Here is a 25,866-nt window from a genome sequence, read left to right on the forward strand (position 1 = left end):
CGACGCGCGTGGCTGCTCTGCCGTGTGGCGCGGGCTTCGCCGTGGAGCCCGCGCGGACCGCGGCCGTCGCGGATCTCAAGCGGGGCGCATGAACACTGCGCACACGTCCCGGCTGTTCGTCGGCGCCGCCGCGGGGCTGGGCGCCCTGGTCCTGGCCGCGACCCTGCACGGCCTGCCCTTCGGCGGCGAGAGCGGGCGTGCCTCGACCGAGGTGGCCATCCGGGTCGACCAGGCCGGCTATGTACGAGGTGAGGCGAAGCAGGCCTACGTCATGGGGCCCTCGTCGGCCCTCGCCGCAGCGCGCTTCAAGGTCGTCGACGCCGAGAACGACGTCGTCACGGCGGGGCGGCTCGGTGCCTCTACCGGCCGCTGGAACGCCAAGTACCCCTCGGTGCGCACCGTCGACCTCTCCATGCTCGACACCCCCGGCACCTACCGCATCGTCCTGACCGGCACCGCGGCCGGCCGCTCGCCCGCATTCCGGATCGCCGATGCCCGCGATCTGATGACCCCGCTCGTCCGGGACAACGTCCGCTTCCTGCAGGCACAGCGCGACGGAGCCGACGTGCTTCCCGGCGCCCTGCGGCACGGCCCTTCGCATCTGGCCGACCAGGACGCAGCCGTCTACGCCGACCCGGACTACGACGAGGAGGGCAACGAGCTGCTCGACGAGCAGCTCACCCCGACCGGTGACCGGGTCGACGTCTCCGGCGGCTGGTTCGACGCGGGGGACTTCCTCAAGTTCACCGCCACCACCTCCTACTCGGTCGCCGAACTCCTGCTGGCCCAGCGCCACGTGCCGGGCATGGTGGAATTGTCCGCCGAGGCCTCGCACGGCCTGGCCTGGCTGGACAAGATGTGGGACGAGGACAGCGAGACCCTCTACGCACAGGTAGGCATCGGCGCGGGCAACGACGCCGTACTGACGGATCACGACGTGTGGCGGCTGCCGGAGGCCGACGACCTACTCGACGTGTCACCCGGCGACCCGCAGTACACGATCAAGCACCGGCCGGTCTTCCGCACGGCCGCACCGGGCGAGGCGATCAGTCCCAACCTGGCGGGGCGGGTAGCCGCGGTCTTCGCCCTTGCCGCACAGCGCGCCGCCGCCACGCAGCCGAAGCAGGCCCAGGTCTGGCTGGACAAGGCGGCCGCCGTCTACGACCTGGCCGACACCGGCCACGACCCCGACGAGCACCTCGTCACCGCGTTCCCGGCCGCCTTCTATCCCGAGGACTCATGGCAGGACGACATGGAGTTCGGCGGCGCGGAACTGGCCCTGGCCGCACGGGAACTCGCAGACGACCGGGAGAGCGACTACGCCGACGCGGCGGCCGGATGGGCCCGGGACTATCTCGACTCCGACGTCAAGGGCACGCTCAACGTCGCGGACGTCAGCGCCCTGGCCCACGCCGACCTGGCCACGGTCCTTGACGGCGCCCGGAGCAACGGCATCGGGGCCGAGGAGCTCTACGCGGACCTGCGCCGCCAGTTGGACGAGGGTGTCGCCCGCGCCGCTCACGACCCGTTCAAAGCCGGCGCCGTCTACGACGACTTCGACGCCGTACCGCACACCTTCGGGCTGGTGGCCACCGCCCGCCTTTACGCCAACGCCACCAAAGACACCCGCTACGCGGCCTTCGCCGGCCGGCAGCGAGGCTGGGCCCTGGGCGCCAACGCCTGGGGAACCAGCTTCGTGATCGGTGCCGGTGAGGTCTACCCGCACTGCCCGGAACACCAGCTCGCCAACCTCCGAGGCAGCCGGGACGGAAAGGGCGCCATCCTGCGGGGCGCCGTGGTCAACGGCCCCAACGCCGCAGCGAGGCTCAAGGAGTTGAACCACTTCCCGACCATGAAGAAATGCAGCGCCGCCCCGCCGACCGGAGCCTGGAGCGACTTCGACGGCAAGGGCGCACGGTACGTCGACGACGTGGGCGCCTGGCAGACAGTGGAGCCCGCACTGGACTTCACCACGACGGCGCTGCTGGCATTCGCACTGACCGCAACGGACGGCAGCGAACCACTGAGCCGGTGAGACTCCTCAAGTCACAGCGCGGGTGTGGCGGGTCCTGCGGCATGTGCTGCCCTTTTGCGGGTGAGTTGAGGCACCCGAAGGGCTGTGGGGACCGTTTCTGATCGGATGGCGCTCGATGCCGACCGTTTTGCGCGTGCGGGCATGTCGGTGGCGCTGGCGGCGGGCGGGACCAGGACGTAGGCGACGGGGACCTGCCCGTCTGTGGCTGTGGGGCCGTGGCGTCGGGTGTGGGCGAGGTGGCATGCGCGTCCGACCTGGAGCAGGGCGGTGGTTTTCCCGGCGCCGGCGGGGCCTGTGACGATCAGGGACGGCCGTGCGGTGACGGTCTGGTGGCGGCCGAGGATCATCAGGGTGCGCACGTTCTTGGCGAGGGCGTCGATGGCCGGGGTGCGTACGGTGACGAACCGCGAGTGGTAGGCCAGGCGTTTCTCCAGGCTGCGGGGCGGCGCGCCGGGCGGGGGAGGGGTCGCCACGGGTGTGGTGGCGAAGGCATGGAAGCCGTCCCAGACGGTCACCGACTGCGTCTGCGTCGCTGGGGCATCGCCGTCGGTGCTTGCCGAGGTGCCGGGAGACCGGCCCGTTGCCAACGGGGACCTGCCGGCCGGTGTGTCGCCCGTGCCCGACGGGGCGTTCACCACTGCTCGGCCTCCGCTTCGACGTCCCACAGCCCGTATCCGCCTGCCTCGGCCGGCGCCACGCTGGTGTTTTCCGGGTCGCCAGTGCCTGACTCGGTCCAGGCCAGTGCCGATGAGGTCGTCCAGGCTCTCGCCCCAGTCCGGTTCGGGGGCGGGTGCGGTCTCTGCGTCGAGTGGGCGCCGCTGGCCTGGCAGGTCGGGCAGCTGCGCCGCTGTACCGCGGGCACGACGCCTTTTGCGGGTGTTGGTTTCGTGTTCTGTCCCGGCGGGGCTGCGGGTGTGGCGTAGGAGTTGGTCGAGGGCGCCGGCGAGGTCGGCTTCGTGCTGCTCGCGGTCCCCGCGTTGCCGAAACATACCGACAGCCACGTTCTCGCGGATGCCGCGGGCGGTCCGGGCGGAGAAGGACGCGGCCGGCGACATCGACTGGCTGGTGTCGGTCGACTCGACGATCGTGCGAGCCCACCAGCACGCCATGGAGGGCTTCCGAGGGTGCTTCGGATCGGTCACCATGGAGGTCCGTCGGCGATCCGAGGGTGGGGATGAGCGAGGGTGGGGACGTTTTGGACGGGCAACCGGAGCAGGTCGGACCCGCGCCGTGGCTGGCGCTGGCCTGTCTGTTCGGCCTGTTTCTGGCCTACGTCGTGCTGACGAACTTCACCGGCGAGCTGCGGGCGGCGCTGTGGGGCGAGCCCGGGACCGTGACCGACGCCAGCTGCCGGACGTACGACAACACCGTGGCCAATGCGGGAACGTCGACGTCCTGCTCGGGCGCCTTCACCCCGGACGACGGCGGCTCCTCGTTCGACGTCCCCGTCGAGGGCGACATCAATTCGCAACCGGTCCGTGCGTGGCTGGTGGACGGTACGTCCGGCACCGCGTACGTCTCACCAACGGTGTGGGCGGGGGTGCCCCCGGTGGGGCTGTCCCTCCTCCTGGCGGGTCTCCCGGCGGCGGTGACGGTGAAGCGCGTGCGCCGCGTCCACGCACAGCACCCCAGAGAGCCTCTTCAAGGATCAGCCCCAGAGTCGAGTGCGTGATCGACGACGGGTACAGCGAGCATGTCACCTGGCTCGACATCGACAAGCCGGGCTTCTGGCTAGGGGAGCGGCCCGCGGCCGAGGGCCCGGCTCCCTCCGTGCGCTCCGTAGCGACGCTGGCCTGCGACGAGTCGTCCGCCATCTACGCTGGTCAGCCCCGCCAAGTAGCGCACTCATCCGCCAACTGAAGCGCTCAGCCACAAGAGGGGTGTTGTGCACCCGGTCGGGTCTGGGGTCAGTAGTCGTCGAGGTAGTCGATGTCGTTGAGGGTGACGTCGGTGAGTCCCAGGGCGCGGCCACCGCCGTCTTGGAAGTAGATGTCTTTGAGTCCTTCGGCGATGATCTGGCGCATCTCCTGGTCGCTGGCACCCGTGTTGCGGGCGTGGAAGAGGCGTTGTGCGTAGGTCCGGGGAGGGTTCGTCCCGACCGGTGAACGCTGCTGTGCGGTGAGGCGCCCCCGGCCGAGTACCAGCGAGGCCGGTGTTGCCGGGTCGGCTGGGGCGGCATGGGCGTAGGAGGGCGTGAGGGCGGGCACGACGGAGATCCGGCGGCCGAGGGCAGGGCCGTGAGGCCGGCGGCGCAGTCGGGGGACATCGACCCGAACTGCTGGTACGTGGTCCAGTCGGCCGGGCTGGTGTTGCTCCCATCGGCGTAGGTGGCCTCCGTGGTGGTCGGCAGGTCGCCGCGGAACTGGGTGGGGATGGTGGCGACGGCCGCGAAAGTTCTTCCCTCGATCGCGGCAACCCTTGTGTGCATGGCGGCAACTGACAGGCATACGGGGCTGGATCAAGGCCCGCCGTGCCAGAAGGACATACCGTTGTCAGATCAGAACCGCTCTCATCGCCGCCGTCCGGCAACCCGCCGCGTGATCGCCGCCGCCGTGGTCCTCGCCGCCGCGGGTGCCGCCGTACCACTGGTCGCCCTGGCCGCACGCACGCCGGAGGCCCCCACACCGACCACGGCCGCCGACGCGGCGGCCGGCAGCGGCCGCTACTTCGGCACGGCAGCGGCCGCGGGCAAGCTCCGCGACTCGGCCTACACCAGCATTCTCGACCGGGAATTCAAGATGATCACCCCGGAGAACGAGATGAAGTGGGACGCCATCGAACCCTCCCGCGGGTCGTTCACCTTCGCCGCCGCCGACTCGATCGTCAGCCACGCCTCCGCGCACGGCCAGCGCCTGCGCGGCCACACCCTGGTCTGGCACTCCCAACTGCCGGGCTGGGTCAAGTCCATCACCGACGCCGGCACCCTGCGCACGGTGATGAAGAACCACATCACCACCGAGATGAATCACTTCAAGGGCAAGATTTACGCCTGGGACGTGGTCAACGAGGCGTTCGCTGACGGCGGCAGCGGCCGGCACCGCAGCTCCGTGTTCCAGGACGTGCTCGGCGACGGCTTCATCGAGGAGGCCTTCCGCACCGCCCGGACCGCCGACCCCTCCGCCAAGCTCTGCTACAACGACTACAACATCGAGAACTGGTCGGACGCCAAGACCCAGGGCGTCTACAAGATGGTCAAGGACTTCAAGTCCCGCGGTGTGCCCATCGACTGCGTCGGCTTCCAGAGCCATTTCGGAACCAGCGGTCCGCCGGCCGGCTTCCAGACCACCCTGTCCAACTTCGCCGCACTCGGCGTGGACGTCCAGATCACCGAGCTCGACATCGCCCAGGCGTCCGCCACCGCCTACACCAACGCCGTCCAGGCGTGCATGAACGTCGCTCGCTGCACGGGCATCACGGTGTGGGGCATCCGCGACAGCGACTCCTGGCGCACCGGTGAGAACGCGCTGCTGTTCGACGCGGGCGGCAACAAGAAGCCCGCCTACAGCGCCGTGCTCACCGCCCTGGGCAGCACCGGCAGCGTCGGCACACAGGCCGGGGGCATCACCTCCGGCACCGTCTACACGCTCTCCAACGCGGCCGCCGGACGCGTTCTCGACGAGCCCGCGGGACAGAACGACAACGGCACCCCGCTCCAGGTGTGGGACGCAAGCGGCGCCTCCAACCAGCAGTGGCGGGCCAGCCGGAACAGCGACGGCTCCTACACCCTGACCAACATCGCCAGCGGCCGGGTACTGGACGAGCCGGCCAACCGGACGGCCAACGGAACGAAGTTGACGGTCTGGGACGCAAACGGCGGCGCCCACCAGCACTGGAAGGCCCGCCACAACAGCGACGGCACCTACACGCTGACCAACGTCGCCAGCGGCCGGGCGCTGGAGATCCCCGGCGGCCGGACCGCCAACGGCACTCCCGTCCAGATCTGGGACACCAACGGCGGCGGCGACAACCAACGCTGGAACTTCCAGCCGACCGCGGCGCCGAAGAGCGACACCTGTGCTCTTCCGTCGACGTACCGGTGGACCTCGACGGGCCCGCTGGCGCAGCCGGCGAACGGGTGGGCCTCGCTGAAGGACTTCACCACTGTGACCTACAACGGCAAGCACCTGGTCTACGGGTCGAACTACTCGGGATCGGCCTACGGCTCGATGGCGTTCAGCCCCTTCACGAACTGGTCGGACATGGCGGCGGCCCGCCAGACCGGCATGAGCGAGAAGGCGGTGGCGCCCACGCTTTTCTACTTCGCGCCCAAGAAGATCTGGGTGCTGGCGTACCAGTGGGGTCCGTGGCCCTTCAGCTACCGCATCTCCAGCGACCCCACCGACCCCAACGGCTGGTCCGCGCCGCAGCCGCTGTTCACCGGAAGCATCCCCCGCACCGACTCCCCCACCGGCCCGATCGACCAGACCCTGATCGCCGACGACAAGCACATCCACATGTTCTTCGCCGGTGACAACGGCAAGATCTACAAGTCGACCATGCCGATCGGGAACTTCCCCGGCAGCTTCGGATCGTCGTACACGACGGTCATGAGCGACACGGAGAAGAACCTCTTCGAGGCGCCACAGGTCTACAAGGTCGAGGGCCAGAACCAGTACCTCATGATCGTCGAGGCTCGGGGGGCGACGGAGCAGCGCTTCTTCCGCTCCTTCACGGCCTCCAGCCTGAACGGTCCGTGGACCCCGCAGGCCGCCACCGAGTCCAACCCCTTCGCCGGCAAGGCCAACAGCGGCGCCACCTGGACCAACGACATCAGCCACGGCGACCTGGTCCGCGACAACCCCGACCAGACCATGACCATCGACCCCTGCAACCTGCAGTTCCTCTACCAAGGCAAGTCGCCCAACACGCCGCCGAACACCTCCTACGACAACCTGCCGTACCGGCCCGGCATCCTTACCCTGAAGCGCTGACCCGCCTGATCGACACTCACCACCGCAAGGAGCCCCAGCCCTGCATCGGCTGGGGCTCATCTCTTTTGGATCTTGCCGCAGGCACCAGGCGGTCGAACGTCTCCAGGGGCATCGGCGAGGTAGGCCGCGATGTCGGGCACCGGGAGCACAGGACAGCGTTGCTCCTCCCGGTGGAAGCCAGGTCGCCGGCCGTGCTGCTCTGGGTCGGCCGACCGTCGCCGACGCGCGCTCCAGCTGACGGTTGATGATCGAGTGCGGAGGCAGCGTCCGTGCGGCCGCCGTACCCCGCGCAGCCGTCGTCAGGGCGGCGCCCTTGGCACTACTGCCCGCCCAAGGGCCGTACCCCGGGGAGCGCTATGCCCTTGGCCCACGGCCAACGGCGGCCCTCGGCCGGAGCCGAGGGGTGCCGCGCGCAGATGGCCGACTGGGGTGCGCCGGGTCAGTATCGTTCACGACTTAACCGTTGAGTGAAGTGGCGGCCCATGTCTGAGTGAGGTCCCTCAGCGCTGTGCAGGGGCCGCAGGTTGTTTTGTCTGCGGCCCCTGCTTGGGCGTTTGGGTCAGGACGGGTCGCCGTACTGGAGGCCGCGGCCGTTGGTGCCGACATAGACGCGGCCGTAGGTGTCGGGGTCGCCGGTGATGACGCCGACGCTGCCTATGGCGCCCCACTGGTGGGCCTTGTCGTTGACGCGGAGCCAGGTGGCGCCCTTGTCGGTGGAGCGGAAGACTCCGGTGACGTTCTTGACGGTGCCGATCAGGTACAGGGCCTGGTAGGAAGTGCCCGGCTTGGCCTTGCCGAAGCCGAGGGCGGAGGCGGACTGCACCGACCTGAGCGTGGTGAAGGTGCGGCCGCCGTCGGTGGAGTGCAGCAGCCCCTTGCCGCCGCCGGCGATCCACAGGTCACCGGCGATGCCGGGGACGGCGGTGAGCCTGCCGGCGGGCAGGTTGCCCGCGCGGGCGGTGAAGGTCGCGCCGCCGTCGGTGCTGGCGTAGAGCGTGCCGCCGGACAGTGAGTAGAAGGTCCTGGCTGAGGAGCGGTCGGCGACGACCACGGCGCCGGTGCCCAGGCCGTTGACCCTCGACCAGCTCGACCCGTTGTCGGTCGAGCGGTAGGGGACCTGACCGGTCTGGGTCCAGACGATGGCGGAGCCGTCCGCCGCGAGCGCGACATGGCCGTCCTGGGCACTGGCCACCGGCTCCGCCTTGAAGCCGTTCCAACTGCGGCCGCCGTCGGTGGAGTAGGCGCCGTCCTGCTGGCCGCCGCGGCCGACGCGGACCATCAGCGCGGGCTTGGACTGCGCGAAGTCGATGTCGGTGCTGTTGGTCATCATCGGGTTCTTCAGCCGCCCGGAGGGCACCTTGGTCAGGGAGTCGTGCCGGAAGCCGCCCTGATCGCCCATGGAGGTGATGACGGTGGCGCCGCCGGGCGGGGCGATCGCGTCCAACAGCGCGGTCTCCTCCAGTCCCCGGGCGCCCATGCTCCAGTGGCTGGTGCCACCGCTGTCGGAGGCATTGGCGTCCTTGCTGCGCAGGATGCCGTTGCCGGTGCCGTACAGCACGTGCCCGGAGTTGAAGGGATCGATGGCCAGGGCGGTCATCCAGTGCCCGGTGTGAGTGCCGACGTAAGGAGCGGCGGAGGCGTTGCGCACCGACTTGCCGGCCAGTGCCTTCCAGGTCGCGCCGCCGTCGGTGGTCCGGTAGATCTCGTCCTCGGGCCACCAGCGGCCGAGGGTGGTGACCATCACCGTGGTCGGCTTGCGCGGGTCGACGGCCAGACCGGAGAACCCGTAACTGCCCCGGGACGGGGAGATGTTCTTCCACGCCCCGCCGGCCGGTGTGTACTTCCACACCGAACCCGCCGTCACGCCGTTGGGCCCCAGGTTGTCGGTGTACGTCAGGTACAGCGAGCCGTCACGGGAGAGCACCCCGTGCTGCGGCAGCTGGCCGGTCGGCTGTCCGGAGACGGCCTGCCAGGTGCCGCCGCCGTCGGTGGAGCGGTACAGGGAGGTGGACCTGTCGTTGACGCCGACGTAGACCGTTTTGCTGCCGGCCGGGCCGTACGTCACGAACGAGATGCCCGCACCGCTGCTCGCCCCGTTCTTGACGGGGAACGAGGAGACCTGACGCCATGTCACGCCGTGGTCGGTGCTGCGCCACAGGCCGTTCTTACGGGTGCCCAGCAGCAGGGTGCCGTTGTCCGCGGGGTCGACCACCAGCCGCTCGCCCGCCCCGCGGCCGTCCTCGTTGCCGCCCACCTTGAACGGCAGATCGGTGCGCTTGAAGGTGCGGCCCCGGTCGGTGGAGCGCAGGATCGCGCCGTTGCCCGCCCATTCGTTGGTGTAGGTGCCCGCCGAGAGGTAGAGCCGCTCGGGGTCGACGGGGTCGGTGGCCACCGAGTCGATGCCCAGCAGGTTCCAGTCCTTCTCGCCGATCCAGTCGGTCAACGGGATCCACTGCTCGGCCGCGGCGTCCCAGCGGTAGGCGCCACCCATGTCCGTGCGCGCGTACAACAGCCCCTTCTCCCGCGGGTTGAACACCAGCCCGGTGACATAACCGCCCCCCACCACCTGGGCGTTCTTCCACAGGTACGGCCCGGCCGCGACCGTGGTCTTCGCACTGCTGGCCTGCGAGTCGTCCTGCGTGAACACGAGGTACGGCACGACGGCGGCGGGCACACCGAGCAGTACAGCGGTGGCGGTCCAGCGGCGGCGATGCCGCCCGCGGCGCCCGCCCTTCGTGTTGTTGCTCATGGGGGTGAGGATCTCCTTGCATGCTGTCACTGGAGGAAAGCCGGCCACCGGAACTGGCCGGATCCGCTCCCTTGTCGTCACAGACCCCTCACATGGTTGCCGTGAGCCGGGAACTTCTTCAGTCACTCCGTGGTGAGGTGGGACGTTGACCAGCGTTCACGATGGTGCGGGTGCCCTCGGCATCGACGGCCTCGGCCAGGCGGCGCCGTCATTCACGCCGATCACGAGGGCAGTTCGGCTCCTGGGGCTGCGCCGCGCCAGATCCAGCAGGCTGGTGGCCTCGACAGGCTCGATCGGCGACTGCGCGCACAACGCACTGATGGAATCCTTCTGGAGCCGAGTGCAGACCGAACTCCTCAGTCGCCGACGCCGGCGAACCCGCCTGGTGGTGTCCACCGCCTGTTCCAGTACGCGGACACCGGCCCCTTCGCCGCTCCCTCGGTCTGAGCGGGGGCCCGTAGGCGGCTCCTCCGCGGGAAGCGAGCTCCGGCCAGTTCAGAAGGGTACGCGCGGGCTGGTCAGTGAATGCGCCCATCGCGGGGTCGAGCAGCACGGTCAGTGGAACAGTGCCCGCACCGGCATCAACGGCAGTGTCGCCGTCGTGCTTATCCAGCGCGTGTGCAACAGTGTTGTGGCCGTCGCCGCGCACGGCCAGGGCGCTGCCAGGGCGTGGCACACGACCAGTACGTCGGAGAGTGCGGAGGCGTCCTCGACCGCGGCTGCCGAGGCGAGGCCCGCACGCAGCTGACCACCGAGACGTTGTCCGACGAGCCGCTCGGTCATTGTGGACACACCGGATCTCGCCTTCTCCTCGCCTCTTTCTCGCCTCGTCTGGCTCCGGCTCGTTCCCGGACCTCGTTGACAACGGCCACCACTGCCTTCCATCATCATTCCACTAATCGAGTAGTGAAATAGCGATGGAAGGGAGTGGTGGCCGTGGAGTACCGCATCGACAGGCGGAGCGGGGTCCCCGCCTTCCAGCAGATCGTGCAGCAGACCAAGCAGGCCCTGCGGCTGGGCGTGCTGGTGCCGGGTGACCGGCTGCCCACCGCCAAGGACGTCGCCGAGACGAGCGCGGTCAACCCGAACACCACCCTCAAGGCGTACCGCGAGCTGGAGCGCGAGGGCCTGGTCGAACCGCGACCGGGCCGGGGCACGTTTGTACGCCGCACGCTGGGTCGCCCCGAGGCGGGCACCGACTCGCCGCTGTACGGGGAGCTGGTGGCGTGGATGTCGAAGGCGGCCGGGGCCGGTCTGGAGCAGGAGGACGTGGCCGCGCTGGTCGCGTCGGCGCTGGAGAAGCAGTACGCCACTGGGACCAGGGCGGTCACGGGGGTCACGACAACGAGGAGCACAGGTGAGTGACGTCATGTACGCGGGGGAGCCGGCGCTCGAGGCGCGCGGACTGGGGATGCGCTACCGGCGGGGCTGGGCGCTGCGGGACTGCACCTTCCGGCTTCCGGCGGGCAGAGTATGTGGGCTGGTCGGCCCCAATGGGGCGGGCAAGACCACGCTGCTGAACATCGCGGCCCATGTCCTGAAGCCGACGCAGGGCTCGCTCAGTGTGTTCGGCGAGGCGCCGGGCTCGGTGGAGTCCGCTCGGCGTACGGCCTTCCTCGCGCAGGACAAGCCGCTGTTCCGTCGCTTCACCGTGGCGGAGACCCTGCGGATGGGGCGGGAGTTGAACCCCGGCTGGGACCAGCGCTCCGCCGAGGACATCGTCCGCGCGGGCAACGTGCCCTTCGACGCGAAGATCAGCACCCTCTCCGGCGGCCAGCGCACCCGCGTCGCCGTCGCCCTTGCCTTCGGCAAGCGCCCGGATCTGCTGCTGCTCGACGAGCCGATGGCGGACCTCGACCCGGTCGTTCGCCACGAACTCATGGGCACTCTCCTCGCCGAGGCCGGCGAGCGCGGCACCACCGTGCTGATGTCCACCCACGTCCTTGCCGAGCTGGACAACGTGTGCGACTTCCTCGTCGTCGTCTCCGGCGGCGGCGTGCGCCTGGCCGGTGACGTGGACGACCTGATGACCGTGCACACCGTGGTCACCGGCGTCAGGGAGGGCGAAAGCCTGCCCGCCGCCCTCGGTTACCACACCCTCGTTGAGGCCCGGACCAGCGGACGGCAGTTCACCGCGCTCATTCGCCCGGAGGGCCCGGTCACCGGCCCCTGGGAGATGGCCGCCCCGAGCATGGAGGAACTCCTGCTCGCCTATCTCCGCTCACCCGACGCACCACCGCTGATCACTCCCACCGCCCAGGTCCAGGGTCAGGCGTTCGGCATCGGGACGGTGGCGGCATGAGCACCTTCACCAACCCCTCGACCGGCGGCAAGAACGGGACGGCGAACCGGACGATGAACGCGACGATGAACGCAACCAGGAACGGACCCAGGCACGGGGCCAGGAACGCGACCACCACACAGGCCACCCGGCGCCCCCGCCTGAGCGGTATGACCTGGCTGGTCTGGCGCCAGCACCGGGCCGCGTTCTGGACCATGATCGCCGCCACCGTGCTGTGCGCGGCCTGGATGATCTACCAGCGCGCCCAGATGATGAACTTCCTTGACGCCTACGGCTTTCCCGCCAAGAACCTCGACAACGCGGAAAGGGAGTTCAAGCCCTACATCGGGGCGTTCACCTCCGTCACCACCGGTCTCACGGCGATACCCGTCATGCTCGGTGTCCTCCTCGGCGCCCCGCTGCTCGCGGGCGACCTGGAGAACGGCACGGCGAAGCTGATCGCCGCCCAGTCCGTGAGCCGCAACCGCTGGCTCGCCACGAAGCTGGCGCTGACCGGCCTGGCGGTGACGGTGACCACGGTCACGCTGTCGGCTGTGTTCGCCTGGTGGTGGAGCCCCATCAAGCCCCATTACCTGGACACCGACTGGACCTCCAGGGAGTTCTTCAACACCACGGGCCCGGTGCCCGTCGCCCTCTCCCTCCTCTCCGTGTTCGGCGGGGTGCTGATCGGTGTGATCCTGCGCCGCACGCTGGCGGCCATGGTCGTGACCCTCGGTTTCACCGTCGCCCTCCAGGCCGTCTGGGGCTACTTCAAGCTGTCGCTCGGCGACATCGTCACAGCCACCAAGCCGGTCAGTCCCGGCAACCCGATCACATTCCCGTCGTCGGTTCCCCGCACCGCGCACGTGCTCGACACCTCGTATGTCAGCGGCAGCGGGAAACGGTTCGACTTGAACACGTGTATGGAAACGCCGACGGAGGAGGCGACTCGGCTGTGCATGAAGAAAGCGGACATCGTCGGCTCGTCGATCGATTACATCCCCATGTCGCAGATGAGCGGTATGCAGTGGCTCGGAGCGTCGATCCTGTTCACGCTGACGGCAGGCGTCGTGACGTTCCTCTTCTTCTGGGGTCGTAAGCGGCTCGTCTGAGAAGCCGTTCGCGCCCCCGCAGGGGCACTCGCTCCCGTACAACGGGGCCGCACCGTCCGCGAGCGGCAGCGGATGGGCGGTATGCCGCGGACAAGGGGCTTGAGGGCCTGGCTGTCGTGCAGGTTGGCGCCCGAGATTGCGACGGACAGGGGCAGACCGGTCCGCTCGGTGATGCCCTCCTGCGGCGATGGTTACGCGGACGCGGCATCAAACACCGCATCGCCCGCAGAGGCATCGAGTCCTCACAACGGCTCGGCCGCGACCGATGGGTCGTCGAAAGGACCATGTCCTGGCTCGCCGGCTGCCGACGACTCCACCGCCGCTACGAACGCAAAGCCGAGCACTTCCTCGCCTTCACCAGCCTTGCCTGCACCCTCATCTGCTACCGCCGGCTGGCCAAATGAGATGATTCCTAGGGAGGTTGGGAGCCGGAAGTGAAGTGGACGTGCTGCTCGCCGCCGATCTGGAAGGCGGCGGGGCCGTTGCACGTGTTGCCGGACACTTCGGCGGGGCCGGCGTCCGCGGGGCCGGGCTATGGGCGGGCCTGGGCCATGAGTTTGCTGAGCTCCGCCACCGCCTGGTCGCTCGACCCCGTCCAGGTCCTCCAGCAGGGTCTCGATCCGGCTCTGCCAGACGGCCTCGTGCCGCACCCGGAGCCGTTCCACCTCGTCCTGGCCGGCCGTCGACAGTTCGGACGCGCTGCGGTCCAGCCGCTCCAGCTCACGGCTCTCCCGCACCGCGTCCCCACGCCCGAACCACTCGGCGACCCGGCCCCGAAAACCGTCCCACAGGTTAGTCCCCGCTGCCTGGACCACTGCAGATCCGCCCGCCGCCGCTGCCGCCGATGCCAACTCGTCCAGCATGCCGCCTCTTTCAACTCCCGTGGCCCTGCGGGCATTACGACCCTAGCGCGCGAAGGGCGCCCGCGGAGGGAACTCGCACCCGGTCGGTGCCCGGCAAGGTCGACGCCCTCGATGGCGTCAGCCGCTGCGGTACGGAGCAGCCCAGCGCCGCGGTGGGACTACCTCGCCTCGGTAGTCCCCTGAGCCGGTCCCCGCCCCGTCTCCCGGCCCTCTCCGCCGCGTTGGGTACGTCCTGCTTGCTTTGTGGGCTCACCCCGACCTAATATCGTCATCGTGACGATAATCGCCCAGTGGTCCCCGCTCCCTGCAGGCATTGACTCCAGGGGCTTCGAGTCCCTCCACGGACTCGAAGCGCACAAGTACGTGGCCCGCGGTCCCGCCGTCCACCTCAATGCGCTGCCCGCGGCCGTTCCGGGCTGTGGGGCCCACGGCCACGTTGGGATCGACGACGGCCTCAGCATGGAGAAGTGATCATGTTCGAAATGCCGGTAAATCCCTTTGAGCTCTCCGAAGAAGCGTTGAGCCGAATATCTGCCGATGACTCATGGACCCCGATCGAATCGGAGATCCCAAAGGCCAACGCCAAGGTGATTCGCCATTTCCTCACTCCGGCCGAAGTGGAGACATTCGCGACCGAACTGGCCGCCCAGTGCTTTGCCCCGGTGGGCCGAGACGGCATTGCCGCCAACTATGCAGAGGGAGATCCGGTCGCTCATCTCCGCGCCACGGCCGAATCTACATCCCTGGCGGCAGAATTCTACCGCAGACTGCGGACGCTTCTATCGCTTGAAGTGGGATCGGACGATCCGACGGATTCGGACGGAAGGCCCTGGAGGCCGGCGGCCGTCAATCCGCGTATGCGCTTCATCACGTACGAACATGGCGGATTCATTGTCCCGCACTACGATTCGCCCTATTTCGCCCCCGACGGAAGGCGCACTCTCCTGACGGTCGTCGTCTACCTGTCTTATGAGGCCGTGGGCGGAGAAACGCGGTTCATCACCGATAAACAGAACGATCTTCCCTTTGCGCAACGTGACTTCTCTGACTGGCCGCGGCTCGCGAAGCCTGAGGAAATATTGAGTGCCCACCACCCCGAACCGGGCGATGCGCTCCTCTTCTGGCATCGGACGCTTCACGACTCGGCCCCGCTTCTTGAGGGTACGAAAACAATACTCAGAACCGACGTGCTCTACGAGCCCGTAGATGTGCCTTGAGCAGCGGCAAGGCCACCGTCGCGTTGTCCCTCACCCCGGAGACCGACGTCCGGCACGCCGTGATCGCCCACCTCCGGGCCGGGCGGCATCGGGCCCTGCCCGCGGCCGGGCATCGAATCCACTCGCACCGAACGGCAGGGAGAGCAGCATGACCAACGGGAGGATCCACACCGACTGGGTGGAGACGGTGTCTCGGGACGGCCTGCACCTGATGCAGACGCGCTTGGAGGTGAGAGTTCCTACGTCTGAGGGTCGCAAGTTCATCACCTGCGGTCTGGCCCGGAAGACGTACGTGGTGGAAGACGGTATTGCCTGTCGGGTTTCGTCCTACGCACTCGGCCGCGACCTGGGCAGCCCGGGCAACTACGACTTCGAGATCGTTTCTGCGACGGGGGGCCCTCCGATCCGGAGGTTCTTCAACTGGGACGGCGTGCCGGCCGAGATACGCGAGGGCGCTCTGTTCGACGCGCAAGAGGGGCTTGACGACGGCGAGTACATCGTCCGGATCGCGGCGGGAATGACGACCAGCTGGGACAGCGGGACGGGACAGAGCATCGAGCTCCCTGTCCCGTGCCACGAGCTCGCATTCGTCGTGGTGGGATCCGCACCGCAGGGGGCGCGCGCGAGTACCGGCGGCCCGTGGGCGGCGCGGCCCTCCGTGGAGGTCCCCGTGGTCGATTGGCGCGATCAGCCCACGGCGGAGGCGGCATGGGAGGCCTACCTGAACGGGAGCAGAATCAGTCTGGATGCCTACGGGATCTTCTCCCCGCAGCATCTGATGAGGAATCAACGGGATACCGCTCTGGAGATTCTCCGGAGCGAGGGCTACGCCATACCGCGGACCCCGGAACCCGCCGAGACGCCTGGGACCTGGCTGGGCCACTGGGGTGGAGCATGGATGCCGGCCGATGTGCTCGCGGCCCTTCACACCGTGCCGGACGACACCGCGCAACGTGCGTGGTATCAGGGAGCGAAGGAATCTCTGGACATCGCATGGGATATGCCATGCACCTCCTGTGGACCACCGACGTGTTCTGACCGGGCCCGCGCTCCGTCCATGACCACCGTGGCGGGCCGTCGGCAGTCACCCTGCACCGAGGTGCCGAGTACCGGCCGCGGCCCGGTCCGCCTCCGGCCTGACTGCCGGTCGCGGCCCGGGCGAGGATGTACGGCAGCACCAGAAGGTGCGCCCGTGAGGTTGCGCCAGCGTGGCATCCGCCACCGCATCGCCCGCAGGGGAATTGAGTCCTCGCAGCAGCTCGGACGCCACCGCTGGACCATAGAACGACCATGTCCTGGCTCGCCGGCTACCGCCGACTCCACCGCCGCGACGAACGCAAGGCCGAACGCTTCCTCGCCTTCACCAGCCCGGCCCCCCACTCTCATCTGCTACCGCAGACTCGCCAAATGAGATGACCTCTTAGTCGGTCTGGCCCGTCTCTCGCACGAGCTGCTGCTCGCTGTCGGCGACGAGGCCACCATCGAGCACCGCGACGTCGACCAGGTCCCCGGACCGAGCCCGAGAGCATCCGCTACACCGCCGACGTGGTCGCCATGACACCGGACGGGGACGTGCTGCTCATCGAGCGCGGCTGGCCGCCCCACGAGGGCGCGTGGGCGCTGCCGTACTGGAATCCGTGCTCCCAGCGCGGTGCGTAGCGCACCACCCTCACGGCCGTCCCCGTGCGCCGGGCCGCGCACAGGCGGCAGCCGAAGGCGACCGGCCCGGCGACCGCGCCGCCGGTCCGCCACGCCGCCGCCGGCACCCCGTCCTTTCCGGACGACAGCTTGGAGTCCTCCTGTCTCCAGGACGGCAACGCCCGCGCCAGGACGTCTTCTCCAACGCCGCACAGGCTTGCCAGGAGCTGCCGTCCGGGCGTGTTCAGCAGCACCTCGGCGTCGGCCCGCGCGCCCCCGCCGTCGTGCCCAGGCGGGTAGTTGCGCCACTGCCAGTACGACCGCAACGCCTTCGCTTCCATCCCATAGCGGCCTGCGATGCGGCAGATCAGCGAGGTCGTCTCCCTCGGCAGGGGAGCGGTCCGCAACAGGCCGGGATGATGGATCACTCCACCACGGTCTCGTGTCCGCCGTCCCGGGCGGGCGCTTTCGCAATGGATGCCCAGCGGAATCCAGGCAAGCCGGTTCCCCGAGAACGGCCGCCTGGCGCCGTAAGGGAAGACCTGCGCCATCATCGCCTGCCCCAATGCAATTCGTACGCTATTCGTACGGTAAACGTACGCTATCTGTACGGTTCATGGGGTAGGGTGTGGCTCAGGAGGTGTTCCATGTCCGAGTTGTTCGATCGGATCGATGCGCTGGTCGCGTCCCGGTCTGTGCTGCCGCCGCCGACGGAACGTAAGCGGCTGCGCCAGGCACACGGTCTGACGCTGGACGAAGTGGCTTCCGCCCTGGACGTTCGGCGGGCAACCGTCAGCGGCTGGGAGGCCGGTAAGACCGAGCCCAGACCGCCGGAGCGTGACGCGTATGCGCGGCTGCTGGACCAGCTCGCGGAGCTCTACCCTGCCGCCCCCAGCGCCACGGCGCCCGAGCAGGACACGGCGGTGTCCGAGGCGTCCATCAGCGTGCCCGCCCCCGCTCCGGAAGTTCGGACTCTGCCCGCGGCGCCGGTCTCCGAGGCTGCGGCCGTGACTGCAAACGAGAACACCCAGACCTCTGCCCCCGTCGCCCCAGCTTCGGATGCTGCGTCACGTCCGGCGCGCACCGCCAGGGCTACGTCGTCGACGTCGCGGCGTCCGGGCGCGCGGAAGGCGGCCCCGGCCGCGACTCCTACGGGTGGCGCGGATCCGCGGTTTGAGAATGGTCCGCTGGCGGTCGTCGATGTCGACGCCGACGGCCAGGCATACGCATATTGCGTCGGCGGTCTGGTCCTGGACGTGCCCGCCAAGAGCATCCCGTCCTTGGTGGACTGGACGCTGAAGGAGGCGAAGCTCGGGGCGCCGAAGCTGTCCGGTCCGGGCAAGGACGCCGACCCGTTGCTGGTGCTCACCGAGGCCGCGCTTAAGCGTTACGGCCTCCCCGTCACGCTCACGGAGGAGGAGAAGCACGCCGGGCGGATCCCGGAAGACCACAAGGTCATCAAGCAGCTGGTCCGTGCGGAGTGGAAGCTGACGAAGCGCGGCTTCGGCCCGTGGGCGCGGATCTACCGCCCCGCCACCGGCTCGGACCGCCAGTGCGTGCAGCTGTGCATCCCGTCGTGGCACGCGCTGGACACCAGGCACTGGGGCGAGGCCGGGCAGCTCCCGCCGGCGGAACTCGCCCGCGTGCTGGGCGTGTACGCGTCGCGGGTGATGACGCCGCGCGGATCGACCGCCGTGACCGGCCTGGAACTGATGACCGCCCTGCACCCGCCGACCCGCGCCTCCGAGCCCGACGCCGACGGCAAGCGGCACTCCGAGCACAACCCCGGCAGCCTGGGCAAGGACCCGGTCGACTGCGCCCCGTGCGAGGCCCCCGACGGACACCCCCTCCTGGCGGATCTGCCGCGCTTCCACGTCCGCGGTCCCGGGGAGAAGTTGTTCGAGGAGGCGTACGACTGGGCGCGGCCGATGACGGATGCCGAGTGCACCCTGCGGCACCTGGTCGGCATCGACGTGAACATGGCCTTCGCCGCCGGCGCGAACGGCCTGGTCGTCGGCCTCGGTGCGCCGACGCACGTCAAGGCGCCGGTGTTCGATGCGAAGCTGCCCGGCTCGTGGCTGGTCGACCTCTCCCATGTGGACCTGTCGCGGGTGAGGGTCGGCAAGGACACGTGGGCGGACCTGGACGCCAGTCTGCTGCCCAGCCCGTTCACGCCGAAGGGCGAGCAACCGGAGGGGCCGGCCTGGTATGCGACGCCGACCGTGGCGTACGCGGTGGAGCTCGGCTACGACGTCGCGCCGATCGAGGCGTACGTCCGCTATGACAACGGCCGCTACCTGGACGGCTGGTACCAGCGGCTGCGCGACGCCTTCCTCGCCACCATGGCTGACCTCGGCGTGCACGCGGACCTGTCGCCGGCCGACTTCCTCGCCGCAATGGACGGCTACCGCAGCCGTGACCCGGAGCTGGCGATCGTCGTCTCCGCGGTCAAGGCGACGGTCAAGGGCGGCCTGGGCAAGCTGCGCGAGCGCCCACGCGGCGAGGGCTGGAAGCCCGGGCAGCCGTGGCGGGCCCTTGCCCGCCCGACGTGGCGCCCGGACATCCGCGCGGCGGTCATCTCCCGCACCCGGATCAACCTGCACCGCAAGATCGTCAAACACGCCGCGTCCACCGGGCAGTACCCGATCGCGGTCCTGTCCGACTGCGTCGTCTACGCGGCAGGCGGCGAGAGCCCGCTGGACTTTCTCCCATACCGGGACGGCAAGCCGCTGCCGGGCGGGTTCAAGCTCGGCATCAACCCGGGCCTGGTCAAACACGAAGGCACCCAGAGCGTCCTGTGGGGCGAAGAGGTCCGCGAGCGGTTCAACGCCCCCGAGCTCAACCTCGCCCGGTACATCAAGGACGGCACCGTCACCGACGTCGACAACGGAGAGTAGGGGAAGGCGACGATGACCCTGTTCGGGGACGGCCTGGACGCCGCGGTGCAGAAGGCGTTCACCCGCCCGGCGCCCAAGAGCGCGGGGGCGCAGATGCGGTACCTGGTCAAGCAGCTCAAGGGCACCAAGGCCGTCGCCCAGATGCTGCGGATCTCCCAGCGCACCGTCGAGCGGTACGTGAAGGACCAGATCAAGAAGCCGCGTCCGGACCTCGCCGCGCGCCTGGAGCGCGAGGTGAAGGCCCGCTGGCAGCCGCAGATCCGCGCCAAGGCCAAGGAACGGGCGGCGACGACCGCCGGCATCGTCATCGACACCCGCGCCCGCCTCGGCTACACCGCGCCGATCGGGTCGACGGACCAGGACCGCATCCGGCACCTGACCGTCGCCCTGCCACCGCAGTACGCGGCCCGCCTCTTCGAGGCCCAGGAGCAGGGAGCCACCGAGCAGCGCCTCCAGGAGCTCGCCGCTGAGGCACTCAAGGAGGTGTACTTCCAGGACGGCGGCCGCCGCGCCGGCCAGCTGGAGGAGGTCCGGTTCACGGACATCGAGCACCTCGAGTTCGACCTGTAGATCTCGAACAGCCGCGAGCCCCGTCGACTGAGTGTGACTGAGCACTTCAGTCGGCGGATGAGCGCTTGAATTGGCGGAGCCATGTTCAGGGCGCCGCAGCACTGGGCCCGGTTCGCTTGACGCGCAGGTGGCTGACGGAACGAGGTCCGGGTGGCATCGGGGCGCTTCGTGGTGTGACCTGTGAGTGCAGCGGATCGTTTTGTCGTGGCGGCGTGCACGGGCTGGGGGATGCGGATCGGCGGTCCGGTGTGCTGGATTGAGGCCGGTCGGCGCGGGCACGCGCACCTCAAGATGGCAGACGTCCTGCTGTTCAGGCGGCAGGCGGCAGGGGAGAGGTGAGTGGGGATGGCCGAGCGGTCGACGGCGGTGTCGACGCAACGGTCGCAACCGGCGGATTGCGATGGCGTTCGGACGCCACCGTTGCGGCCCGGTGGCTACGATCCGGTCGACTACGCCGCGTATGTGGTGCGCAGCGCGGAGGAGGCCGCAGTGTCGCCCCTGCTCGTGATGACCGTGCTCCACAATGAGGCGTACAAGCCGCACCATCCGCTGCTGGAGCGGCTGTGGCAGTGGTGGAAGCCCGGGGCGGCCTTCGGAGTGGCCAACATGCACCGTGCGACGTTCGAGCGGGTTCGGCGAACGCACGGCCTGTCGGAGCGGTGGCAAGACCTTCGCGACGATCCCGCTTTCGCCATCCACGCGGCGGCCTTGCACCTGAAGGACCTCGACCGGAGCCTTCCACAGCGGCACGTGCGCCGCTACACCCGCGACGAACTCCTCGCCTTGGGCTACAACGCGGGCGAACGCAACATGCGAGCCTTCGCCCGGGGGATCCCGCCGGGCCCTCTGGCACGGTCGTATCTGCACCGTTTCCGTGCATACCGGAACCGGGCCGCCGAAGCTCTGGCGGACTGCGGCAGGCCGGGCGATGCCGTGACTGGTTGAGCTGTCACGGTCGTGGATGGTTCCGATCTCGCCGAACCAGTGCTTGGCCCGGCCGTCCACGATGTCGTCGCATGCTCCAGGAATAGTTGGCCGATTCACCGGGCGACGGGAGGCGTCGCTCCTGCGCGAGTACCAGGGCCCGCTCCGACCGCTGTTCGGCACACCCGCCGGCTACGTGTCGGCGAGGGCTGGCCGCATGATCCGCACAGCGCATGGATGCGTGGCTGGTCCCGGCCCCGCTTCCCATCCGTACATCATGTCCAGCGCATTCCGATCGCGGAGAGCTGCTCCACCCGCTCCGGCGAGAGCGTCGCGGCCCTGCTGCGCTGATTCCCCACCCATGCCCCGAGCCGAAGCTCCCGCTCCTCCTGGTCCTCTCCGTCCCCGTCGCGGACAACGATCGTCTCGACGTGCTTGCGCGGTACCTTCAGGTGTCCTTCGCGCTGGTAGTACTGCTTGGCGGCCTCGTAGTTCATCGCCCACTTGTCGGCCTGTGTGCGGCGCGGCTTCGGCTTCTCGTCCTCGGTCGCGGGTTCGATCCCGAGGATGTGTTCGCACATCCACTGCTGGACACTGGTGAGCTTGTCCCAGCCCAGCCGGACCGAGCGCACCCACCGCCCCAGATCCTCGCCCTGGCGAACGACGACACCCGGCTCGGTCGGCAGTGTGCCGTCTTCGTCCAGGTGCTGGCGGGTGAGGTGGAAGCATCGCTGCCATTCCACGGGCCAGGTGGGGCACCAGGAAGGGTCGATGTCCTCCAACTGCTCCCGACGGTCCTGCGACAGGGCGCCGGCCGACGACCCCACGGGCAGTCCTTCGGCACGTCGCTGCTCGATCTCGGCAGCCTTCCGGGCGGCGGCCCGCGCATTCTTCAACCAGATGCCCACCTTCGCGCCCTGGTAGGTGGCGTCCAGCGGTGCCAGGAGGTGGCCCGCCTCGGCCGCCCAGCCGCGGGCGGCGGCCAGGCCTTCTTCCCACGCGACGTCGAAGTGTGACCAGACCATGCCCAGCTTCTCCAGCTGCTCTATGCGGTCCTGGTCCATGTCGCCGCGGGCGTAGAACCTTCTGGCGTCGGCAGTCCATTGCCCCAGTGGGAACGCGGCGAGGGAGGCGGGCCAGCCCTCGGCTTCCGCTTCCCCACCCATCGGCACACGGTAGGTGAACGGCACCTTCAGGTCGCCGTGCTGGCGGGTGTAGATGGCGGCGGCTTCGATGCCGCGTCGCCAGTGCTGGTGTTCGGGGTTGAGGACACGGAGGTTGATGAACGCTGCCAGCTGTGCGGGGTCGCGCGGCGTGCTGAACTTCAGCAGTTCCCGGGCCGGCACCGACAGTCGGTCGCTTCGGTCGCTCTCGGCTCCCTCACCTTCCGCCCCGCTACGGCTCTGAACACCCCTGACACGGCTTGGCGCCTGCTGCTCGGCGAGCTGCTCGACGATGCGGGCATCGTGTGCACGGAGTGCCTCGAGCAGTTTCGCCAGTCCGCCGAACGCCCGCGAGGTGAGCATGTTGTCGGCCGTCTCTCCGGGTCCGAGCAGGACCGGCACAACGAGGGATGCGACCTTGCCTTCGCCGGGTCGCATCCGCAGTGCCCGGCCGACGGCCTGGACGAGGTCGGGCATGGAGCCGCGTACGTCGGCGAAGTACACGGAGTCACAGTGGGATGTATCGATGCCTTCGCCGAGCACGCGAACGGACCCAAGAAACGTCTTCTCCACGACCGTGCCGTCAGCAGCGATTCCCTTGGAGAACTCGTCGAGGACACGGCGCCGGTGGAGAGGCTTGTGGTCGCCGCACAGCCAGTTGGCCCAGACCGTCTTCGGGTACAGCTCCGGATCGGTGGCATGCAGTCGCTTGGCGACGCGGGGGAGGCCGGCCGCGAAGGCTTCAGCCTCCTTCACCATGTGGTGGAAGACGAGCGTGCGCCGAAAGCCCTCCTCCGCAGACGCCTTCACCAGAGCAGTCTGCAGCGCGGCGAGCCGGGCCCCGCGCACGTGCTCGGAGCGCGCGTCTTCGCCCAGGAGCTGGGCGGCCTGGAGCTGGGTGTCGGTGATGTCCACGCACACCACCTGGTAGGGCGCGCAGATGCCCCGGTCGATCGCCTCGGAGAGCGTCAGCGTGTAGCAGCGGGCGCCGAACGGCCCGCTGGGGTCGTCATCCATCGACGCCACCAGCTCGCCCGGCGCGCCCTGCTCGGAGGCCTCGTCGAGCTGCCACAGCCGGGGCGTGGCGGTCATGTAGAGGCGGCGCAGGGCGGGGATGCGGGTGTTGTCGTGGACGACCGCCCACGGCCGGCCGATCCTGCCCGAAACCCGGTGCGCCTCGTCCACGACGATCAGCGACCATCCCGGAAGGCCGGCGGTGTGCGCGCGTTCCAGTGTGCCGAGCCCGAGTGAGGCGTAGGTGGCGAACACGGTGACCTTGTCCAGGTGGCGGGTCCATTCCACCAGCTCGTCCACGTCTGTGGTGTTGGGGAAGGACACCTCCTGACCGCGCAGGGAGGAGACTCCGATCATCGGGCCTGTGCGGCCTCCCTCGCGCCACGCGGCCTCGGTCTGGGCAAGCAGGTCCAGCGAGGGCACGAGGACGAGCACCCGGCCCGCACGGAGCTCCTCCGCGCTCCGGGTGGCCACGAGGGTCTTCCCGGTTCCGGTCGCCATGATCACCTGAGTCCGCAGCCCCCGCTCCGGAACGGTAGACCTTGCAGAAAATTCGAGCGCACGGCGTACCGCGTCCACGGCCTCTCGCTGGTGAGGACGGAGTTCCTTCACGGCCATTCCGATCTACCCTTTTCTGCAGGGCCGGACGAATAATTTCATCCGCCAAAGGCGAGCAACGAGCATGAAACCGCCATGCGATGGGCCACGGCGCCACCACCCCGACACCCCGTTCACGCCTCCGCCCCGGGACACAGAAGACCACCTTGCAGCGGCATACAGACCCCAGAACCCGGGAGTCATCTAAGTCCAGAGTCTATCTCAAGTCAAAAATGAAGCAGACCTCCGAGAGAGTCAACGCCGATGCCATGGGTACTCCACAACCATCACGGTCCACCCTGACCCGGAGAGCCATGACACACAAGACTGAAAACGACAAGGGAAACCGGTTCTGCAAGGCCTGCGGCACGCCGGCGGAAGACGGGAAACTATGCAATCACTGCGGCGCCGTCTTGGACCTGCCTGACGATGCAGGGCTGATCGAGGATCAAGGCGCAGCGGTACGACGTGACTTCGAAGGACGCACCGAGCAGCAAGGACAACAGTGAGCGAGACACCACGCACGAACCCACTCCACTGGGGGGCGCGGTTCGGGGTACACGGGCCGGCATGGCACCGAAGACTGATCACCTCATTTCCTTGCGGGCCGTGCGACAGCTGCGCCAGATCCGCGCCTTCTACGCGGCAGGAGTCCTGTTGTGGACGGCCGCAGCGGCCTGGACAGGATGGGCGCACCCCGCAAGCCGACAGATGTGGGTCTCCGTACTTCTCCTGGCGGTCTTCACCGGCCTGCTGTTCACGGCCTCCCTGTGGCTGAGGCGCCTCCAGGCCGCCACAGCAAACAGGCCGGCGCATCACGCTGCACCGCGACAGGCATTCGCCTCTCGCCACGCGAACGCCTGAGCCCGATAGTCACGAGCCCCCTCGCACCCAGCCTTGCCCGTGTCGGCGGGCCGCCGCTCCTGGAGGCGCAGCCGGAAGGATCGTGGGGCGGCGGAGAAGCAAGTGGATCCGCTGTCCGTTATCTGAGGTGATGTCAGGGCATCCGCAGATGCATGAATCGCGATGCGGTAATAGAGGCCGCCTCTGATGGCGGCGGCAGTCCGGTTTTCATCCCGATCCTGTGCGCCTTGCTGATCATGGGACTCATTCAAGTCATACGTCCGCAACTGCTCTGGAAGGCGAACAGAAACCTTCAGCGGGGATGGGTGAAGGACCCGGACGCGACCGAGCCCACCAGTAAGGGGTACGCCATGCAGCGGGTGACGGGGGTGCTCTTCCTGGCGCTCGCCACATGGATATTGGTGGCGCAGATCTGATCGGAAGCCAGACCGCCCGCCTCGACATCCAGCCCGGGGAGAGGCGCGCTTGATGGCAGCTGCAGGCGAGGAAGGAGGGGGCGCGTGTGAGGAAACACTCCGAGCCCTACGTTCCGCCGTCATGGGCGAGGCCGGGCAACCGTTGGGGGCCGTGGCTTTACTGGCCGATGCTCTGTGTGGACATCGGCTTGCTGGTGTGGCGGATAGTCGATGGTGATGGCACAGGCCGCATCCTGATGTCAGCCGGCATGGTTCTCGTGTGGATCTGGCTGCTGGTAGCCAACCGGTCTGCACGGCGCAGGCGGCCCACCTAGCCGTCGCCCGGGCCGCAAGGCCCGTTAGCCGGCTTCGCGCAGCGATGCTGGCTTTGGTGGCGCACAGCGCCACTTGTAGCTGGAGCGCAGCGAAAGCCACCTCGCGCGGGCGTAGCCCACGCTGCTCGACGGACGGAGCGTCACCCCGGTTGCGCAGCAACCGGGGTGAGCGGGACGCGCAGCGTCCCGTCGGCGCTCCCGCGGAGCGGGAGCGCAACACCCGCGCGCAGCGCGGGTGTTCGTTTGCACATCGCGCAGCGATGTGGTACCCGCTCCGCGGG

The 25,866-nt window shown here is 69.0% G+C and carries 18 protein-coding genes and 7 pseudogenes; 18 read left to right on the forward strand and 7 right to left on the reverse strand.

Annotated elements, in window-relative coordinates:
- Positions 1 to 88 precede the first annotated feature (88 nt).
- A complete protein-coding gene (locus ACZ7DE_RS38255) occupies positions 89 to 2,035 on the forward strand; it encodes a glycoside hydrolase family 9 protein (RefSeq protein ID WP_470769005.1) in 1,947 nt (648 codons plus the stop codon).
- Between the two features lie 11 nt (positions 2,036 to 2,046).
- Here the strand turns inward: ACZ7DE_RS38255 and ACZ7DE_RS38260 are convergent, their stop codons facing one another.
- On the reverse strand, positions 2,047 to 2,550 hold the full coding sequence (locus ACZ7DE_RS38260; protein ID WP_470769006.1) for a hypothetical protein: 504 nt from the start codon (positions 2,548 to 2,550) through the stop codon (positions 2,047 to 2,049).
- Between the two features lie 499 nt (positions 2,551 to 3,049).
- On the opposite strand from ACZ7DE_RS38260, the pseudogene ACZ7DE_RS38265 reads away from it, so the two are divergent.
- The 3 genes and pseudogenes from ACZ7DE_RS38265 to ACZ7DE_RS38275 form a co-directional block, all read left to right on the forward strand.
- A pseudogene (locus ACZ7DE_RS38265) lies at positions 3,050 to 3,142 on the forward strand (transposase); the annotation flags it as partial.
- Positions 3,143 to 3,230: 88 nt separating this feature from the next.
- Positions 3,231 to 3,707 (forward strand): hypothetical protein, encoded by a 477-nt coding sequence (locus ACZ7DE_RS38270; RefSeq protein WP_470769024.1) that lies wholly within the window; start codon positions 3,231 to 3,233, stop codon positions 3,705 to 3,707.
- A complete protein-coding gene (locus ACZ7DE_RS38275; protein WP_470769025.1) occupies positions 3,704 to 3,895 on the forward strand; it encodes a hypothetical protein in 192 nt (63 codons plus the stop codon). Before ACZ7DE_RS38270 ends, ACZ7DE_RS38275 begins: the two co-directional genes overlap by 4 nt.
- Before the next feature lie 47 nt (positions 3,896 to 3,942).
- On the opposite strand, the pseudogene ACZ7DE_RS38280 reads toward ACZ7DE_RS38275, so the two are convergent.
- Together ACZ7DE_RS38280 and ACZ7DE_RS38285 are read right to left on the reverse strand one after the other, a co-directional pair.
- A pseudogene (locus tag ACZ7DE_RS38280) lies at positions 3,943 to 4,119 on the reverse strand (telomere-protecting terminal protein Tpg); the annotation flags it as partial.
- 155 nt (positions 4,120 to 4,274) lie between these two features.
- Positions 4,275 to 4,463 (reverse strand): annotated as a pseudogene (locus ACZ7DE_RS38285) (hypothetical protein); the annotation flags it as partial.
- 109 nt (positions 4,464 to 4,572) lie between these two features.
- On the opposite strand from ACZ7DE_RS38285, the gene ACZ7DE_RS38290 reads away from it, so the two are divergent.
- Positions 4,573 to 6,966, forward strand: coding sequence for a non-reducing end alpha-L-arabinofuranosidase family hydrolase (locus ACZ7DE_RS38290; RefSeq protein ID WP_470769021.1), 2,394 nt, complete (start codon positions 4,573 to 4,575; stop codon positions 6,964 to 6,966).
- A 559-nt stretch (positions 6,967 to 7,525) separates the two neighbouring features.
- On the opposite strand, the gene ACZ7DE_RS38295 is transcribed toward ACZ7DE_RS38290, so the two are convergent.
- Positions 7,526 to 9,715 carry a WD40/YVTN/BNR-like repeat-containing protein gene (locus ACZ7DE_RS38295; protein ID WP_470769007.1) on the reverse strand — a complete coding sequence of 730 codons (2,190 nt, stop codon included), beginning with the start codon at positions 9,713 to 9,715 and terminating at the stop codon, positions 7,526 to 7,528.
- Between the two features lie 555 nt (positions 9,716 to 10,270).
- On the reverse strand, positions 10,271 to 10,507 hold the full coding sequence (locus tag ACZ7DE_RS38300) for a hypothetical protein (protein ID WP_470769008.1): 237 nt from the start codon (positions 10,505 to 10,507) through the stop codon (positions 10,271 to 10,273).
- Positions 10,508 to 10,642: 135 nt separating this feature from the next.
- Here ACZ7DE_RS38300 and ACZ7DE_RS38305 point away from each other — a divergent pair, with 135 nt between their 5' ends.
- Genes ACZ7DE_RS38305 through ACZ7DE_RS38315 form a run of 3 tightly spaced genes read left to right on the forward strand, consistent with a single transcriptional unit; the run spans position 10,643 to position 13,108 of the window.
- Positions 10,643 to 11,080, forward strand: coding sequence for a GntR family transcriptional regulator (locus ACZ7DE_RS38305; RefSeq protein ID WP_470769009.1), 438 nt, complete (start codon positions 10,643 to 10,645; stop codon positions 11,078 to 11,080).
- Between the two features lie 4 nt (positions 11,081 to 11,084).
- Positions 11,085 to 12,017, forward strand: a complete 933-nt coding sequence (locus ACZ7DE_RS38310) for an ABC transporter ATP-binding protein (protein ID WP_470769022.1) — start codon at positions 11,085 to 11,087, stop codon at positions 12,015 to 12,017.
- On the forward strand, positions 12,014 to 13,108 hold the full coding sequence (locus ACZ7DE_RS38315; RefSeq protein WP_470769010.1) for an ABC transporter: 1,095 nt from the start codon (positions 12,014 to 12,016) through the stop codon (positions 13,106 to 13,108). Before ACZ7DE_RS38310 ends, ACZ7DE_RS38315 begins: the two co-directional genes overlap by 4 nt.
- 41 nt (positions 13,109 to 13,149) lie before the next feature.
- Here the strand turns inward: ACZ7DE_RS38315 and ACZ7DE_RS38320 are convergent.
- Positions 13,150 to 13,281, reverse strand: a pseudogene (locus ACZ7DE_RS38320) (IS5/IS1182 family transposase); the annotation flags it as partial.
- 9 nt (positions 13,282 to 13,290) lie between these two features.
- Between ACZ7DE_RS38320 and ACZ7DE_RS38325 the strand changes: the two are divergent.
- The 8 genes and pseudogenes from ACZ7DE_RS38325 to ACZ7DE_RS38360 form a co-directional block, all read left to right on the forward strand.
- Positions 13,291 to 13,512 (forward strand): annotated as a pseudogene (locus ACZ7DE_RS38325) (transposase); the annotation flags it as partial.
- A gap of 732 nt (positions 13,513 to 14,244) precedes the next feature.
- Positions 14,245 to 14,442 carry a hypothetical protein gene (locus ACZ7DE_RS38330; RefSeq protein ID WP_470769011.1) on the forward strand — a complete coding sequence of 66 codons (198 nt, stop codon included), beginning with the start codon at positions 14,245 to 14,247 and terminating at the stop codon, positions 14,440 to 14,442.
- 2 nt (positions 14,443 to 14,444) lie between these two features.
- Positions 14,445 to 15,188, forward strand: a complete 744-nt coding sequence (locus ACZ7DE_RS38335; protein ID WP_470769023.1) for a 2OG-Fe(II) oxygenase — start codon at positions 14,445 to 14,447, stop codon at positions 15,186 to 15,188.
- A gap of 1,201 nt (positions 15,189 to 16,389) precedes the next feature.
- Positions 16,390 to 16,604, forward strand: a pseudogene (locus ACZ7DE_RS38340) (IS5/IS1182 family transposase); the annotation flags it as partial.
- A gap of 111 nt (positions 16,605 to 16,715) precedes the next feature.
- Positions 16,716 to 16,814 (forward strand): annotated as a pseudogene (locus ACZ7DE_RS38345) (RapZ C-terminal domain-containing protein); the annotation flags it as partial.
- Between the two features lie 659 nt (positions 16,815 to 17,473).
- Positions 17,474 to 19,723, forward strand: a complete 2,250-nt coding sequence (tap, locus tag ACZ7DE_RS38350) for a telomere-associated protein Tap (protein ID WP_470769012.1) — start codon at positions 17,474 to 17,476, stop codon at positions 19,721 to 19,723.
- Between the two features lie 12 nt (positions 19,724 to 19,735).
- On the forward strand, positions 19,736 to 20,293 hold the full coding sequence (gene tpg / locus ACZ7DE_RS38355; protein WP_470769013.1) for a telomere-protecting terminal protein Tpg: 558 nt from the start codon (positions 19,736 to 19,738) through the stop codon (positions 20,291 to 20,293).
- A gap of 345 nt (positions 20,294 to 20,638) precedes the next feature.
- Positions 20,639 to 21,238 (forward strand): lytic transglycosylase domain-containing protein, encoded by a 600-nt coding sequence (locus tag ACZ7DE_RS38360; RefSeq protein ID WP_470769014.1) that lies wholly within the window; start codon positions 20,639 to 20,641, stop codon positions 21,236 to 21,238.
- Between the two features lie 254 nt (positions 21,239 to 21,492).
- Here the strand turns inward: ACZ7DE_RS38360 and ACZ7DE_RS38365 are convergent, their stop codons facing one another.
- Entirely contained in the window at positions 21,493 to 24,012 is a 2,520-nt protein-coding gene (locus ACZ7DE_RS38365; protein WP_470769015.1) for a helicase associated domain-containing protein, read from the reverse strand.
- Between the two features lie 212 nt (positions 24,013 to 24,224).
- Here ACZ7DE_RS38365 and ACZ7DE_RS38370 point away from each other — a divergent pair, with 212 nt between their 5' ends.
- Entirely contained in the window at positions 24,225 to 24,500 is a 276-nt protein-coding gene (locus tag ACZ7DE_RS38370) for a hypothetical protein (RefSeq protein ID WP_470769016.1), read from the forward strand.
- A 507-nt stretch (positions 24,501 to 25,007) separates the two neighbouring features.
- The gene (locus ACZ7DE_RS38375; protein ID WP_470769017.1) at positions 25,008 to 25,271 is read left to right on the forward strand and encodes a DUF6199 family natural product biosynthesis protein; all 264 of its coding nucleotides are present in this window, start codon (positions 25,008 to 25,010) and stop codon (positions 25,269 to 25,271) included.
- The last annotated feature ends 595 nt before the right edge of the window (positions 25,272 to 25,866 follow it).

Source organism: Streptomyces sp. NPDC037083 (genome assembly GCF_055606485.1).

Excerpts from the sequence above, each read along its gene's own strand:
- ACZ7DE_RS38255 (WP_470769005.1), top strand. The coding sequence starts at position 89 with ATGAACACTGCGCACACGTCCCGGCTGTTCGTCGGCGCCGCCGCGGGG.
- ACZ7DE_RS38295 (WP_470769007.1), bottom strand. The coding sequence starts at position 9,715 with ATGAGCAACAACACGAAGGGCGGGCGCCGCGGGCGGCATCGCCGCCGC.
- ACZ7DE_RS38310 (WP_470769022.1), top strand. The coding sequence starts at position 11,085 with ATGTACGCGGGGGAGCCGGCGCTCGAGGCGCGCGGACTGGGGATGCGC.
- ACZ7DE_RS38315 (WP_470769010.1), top strand. The coding sequence starts at position 12,014 with ATGAGCACCTTCACCAACCCCTCGACCGGCGGCAAGAACGGGACGGCG.
- ACZ7DE_RS38335 (WP_470769023.1), top strand. The coding sequence starts at position 14,445 with ATGTTCGAAATGCCGGTAAATCCCTTTGAGCTCTCCGAAGAAGCGTTG.
- tap (WP_470769012.1), top strand. The coding sequence starts at position 17,474 with ATGTCCGAGTTGTTCGATCGGATCGATGCGCTGGTCGCGTCCCGGTCT.
- tpg (WP_470769013.1), top strand. The coding sequence starts at position 19,736 with ATGACCCTGTTCGGGGACGGCCTGGACGCCGCGGTGCAGAAGGCGTTC.
- ACZ7DE_RS38360 (WP_470769014.1), top strand. The coding sequence starts at position 20,639 with ATGGCCGAGCGGTCGACGGCGGTGTCGACGCAACGGTCGCAACCGGCG.
- ACZ7DE_RS38365 (WP_470769015.1), bottom strand. The coding sequence starts at position 24,012 with ATGGCCGTGAAGGAACTCCGTCCTCACCAGCGAGAGGCCGTGGACGCG.
- ACZ7DE_RS38370 (WP_470769016.1), top strand. The coding sequence starts at position 24,225 with ATGAAGCAGACCTCCGAGAGAGTCAACGCCGATGCCATGGGTACTCCA.
- ACZ7DE_RS38375 (WP_470769017.1), top strand. The coding sequence starts at position 25,008 with ATGAATCGCGATGCGGTAATAGAGGCCGCCTCTGATGGCGGCGGCAGT.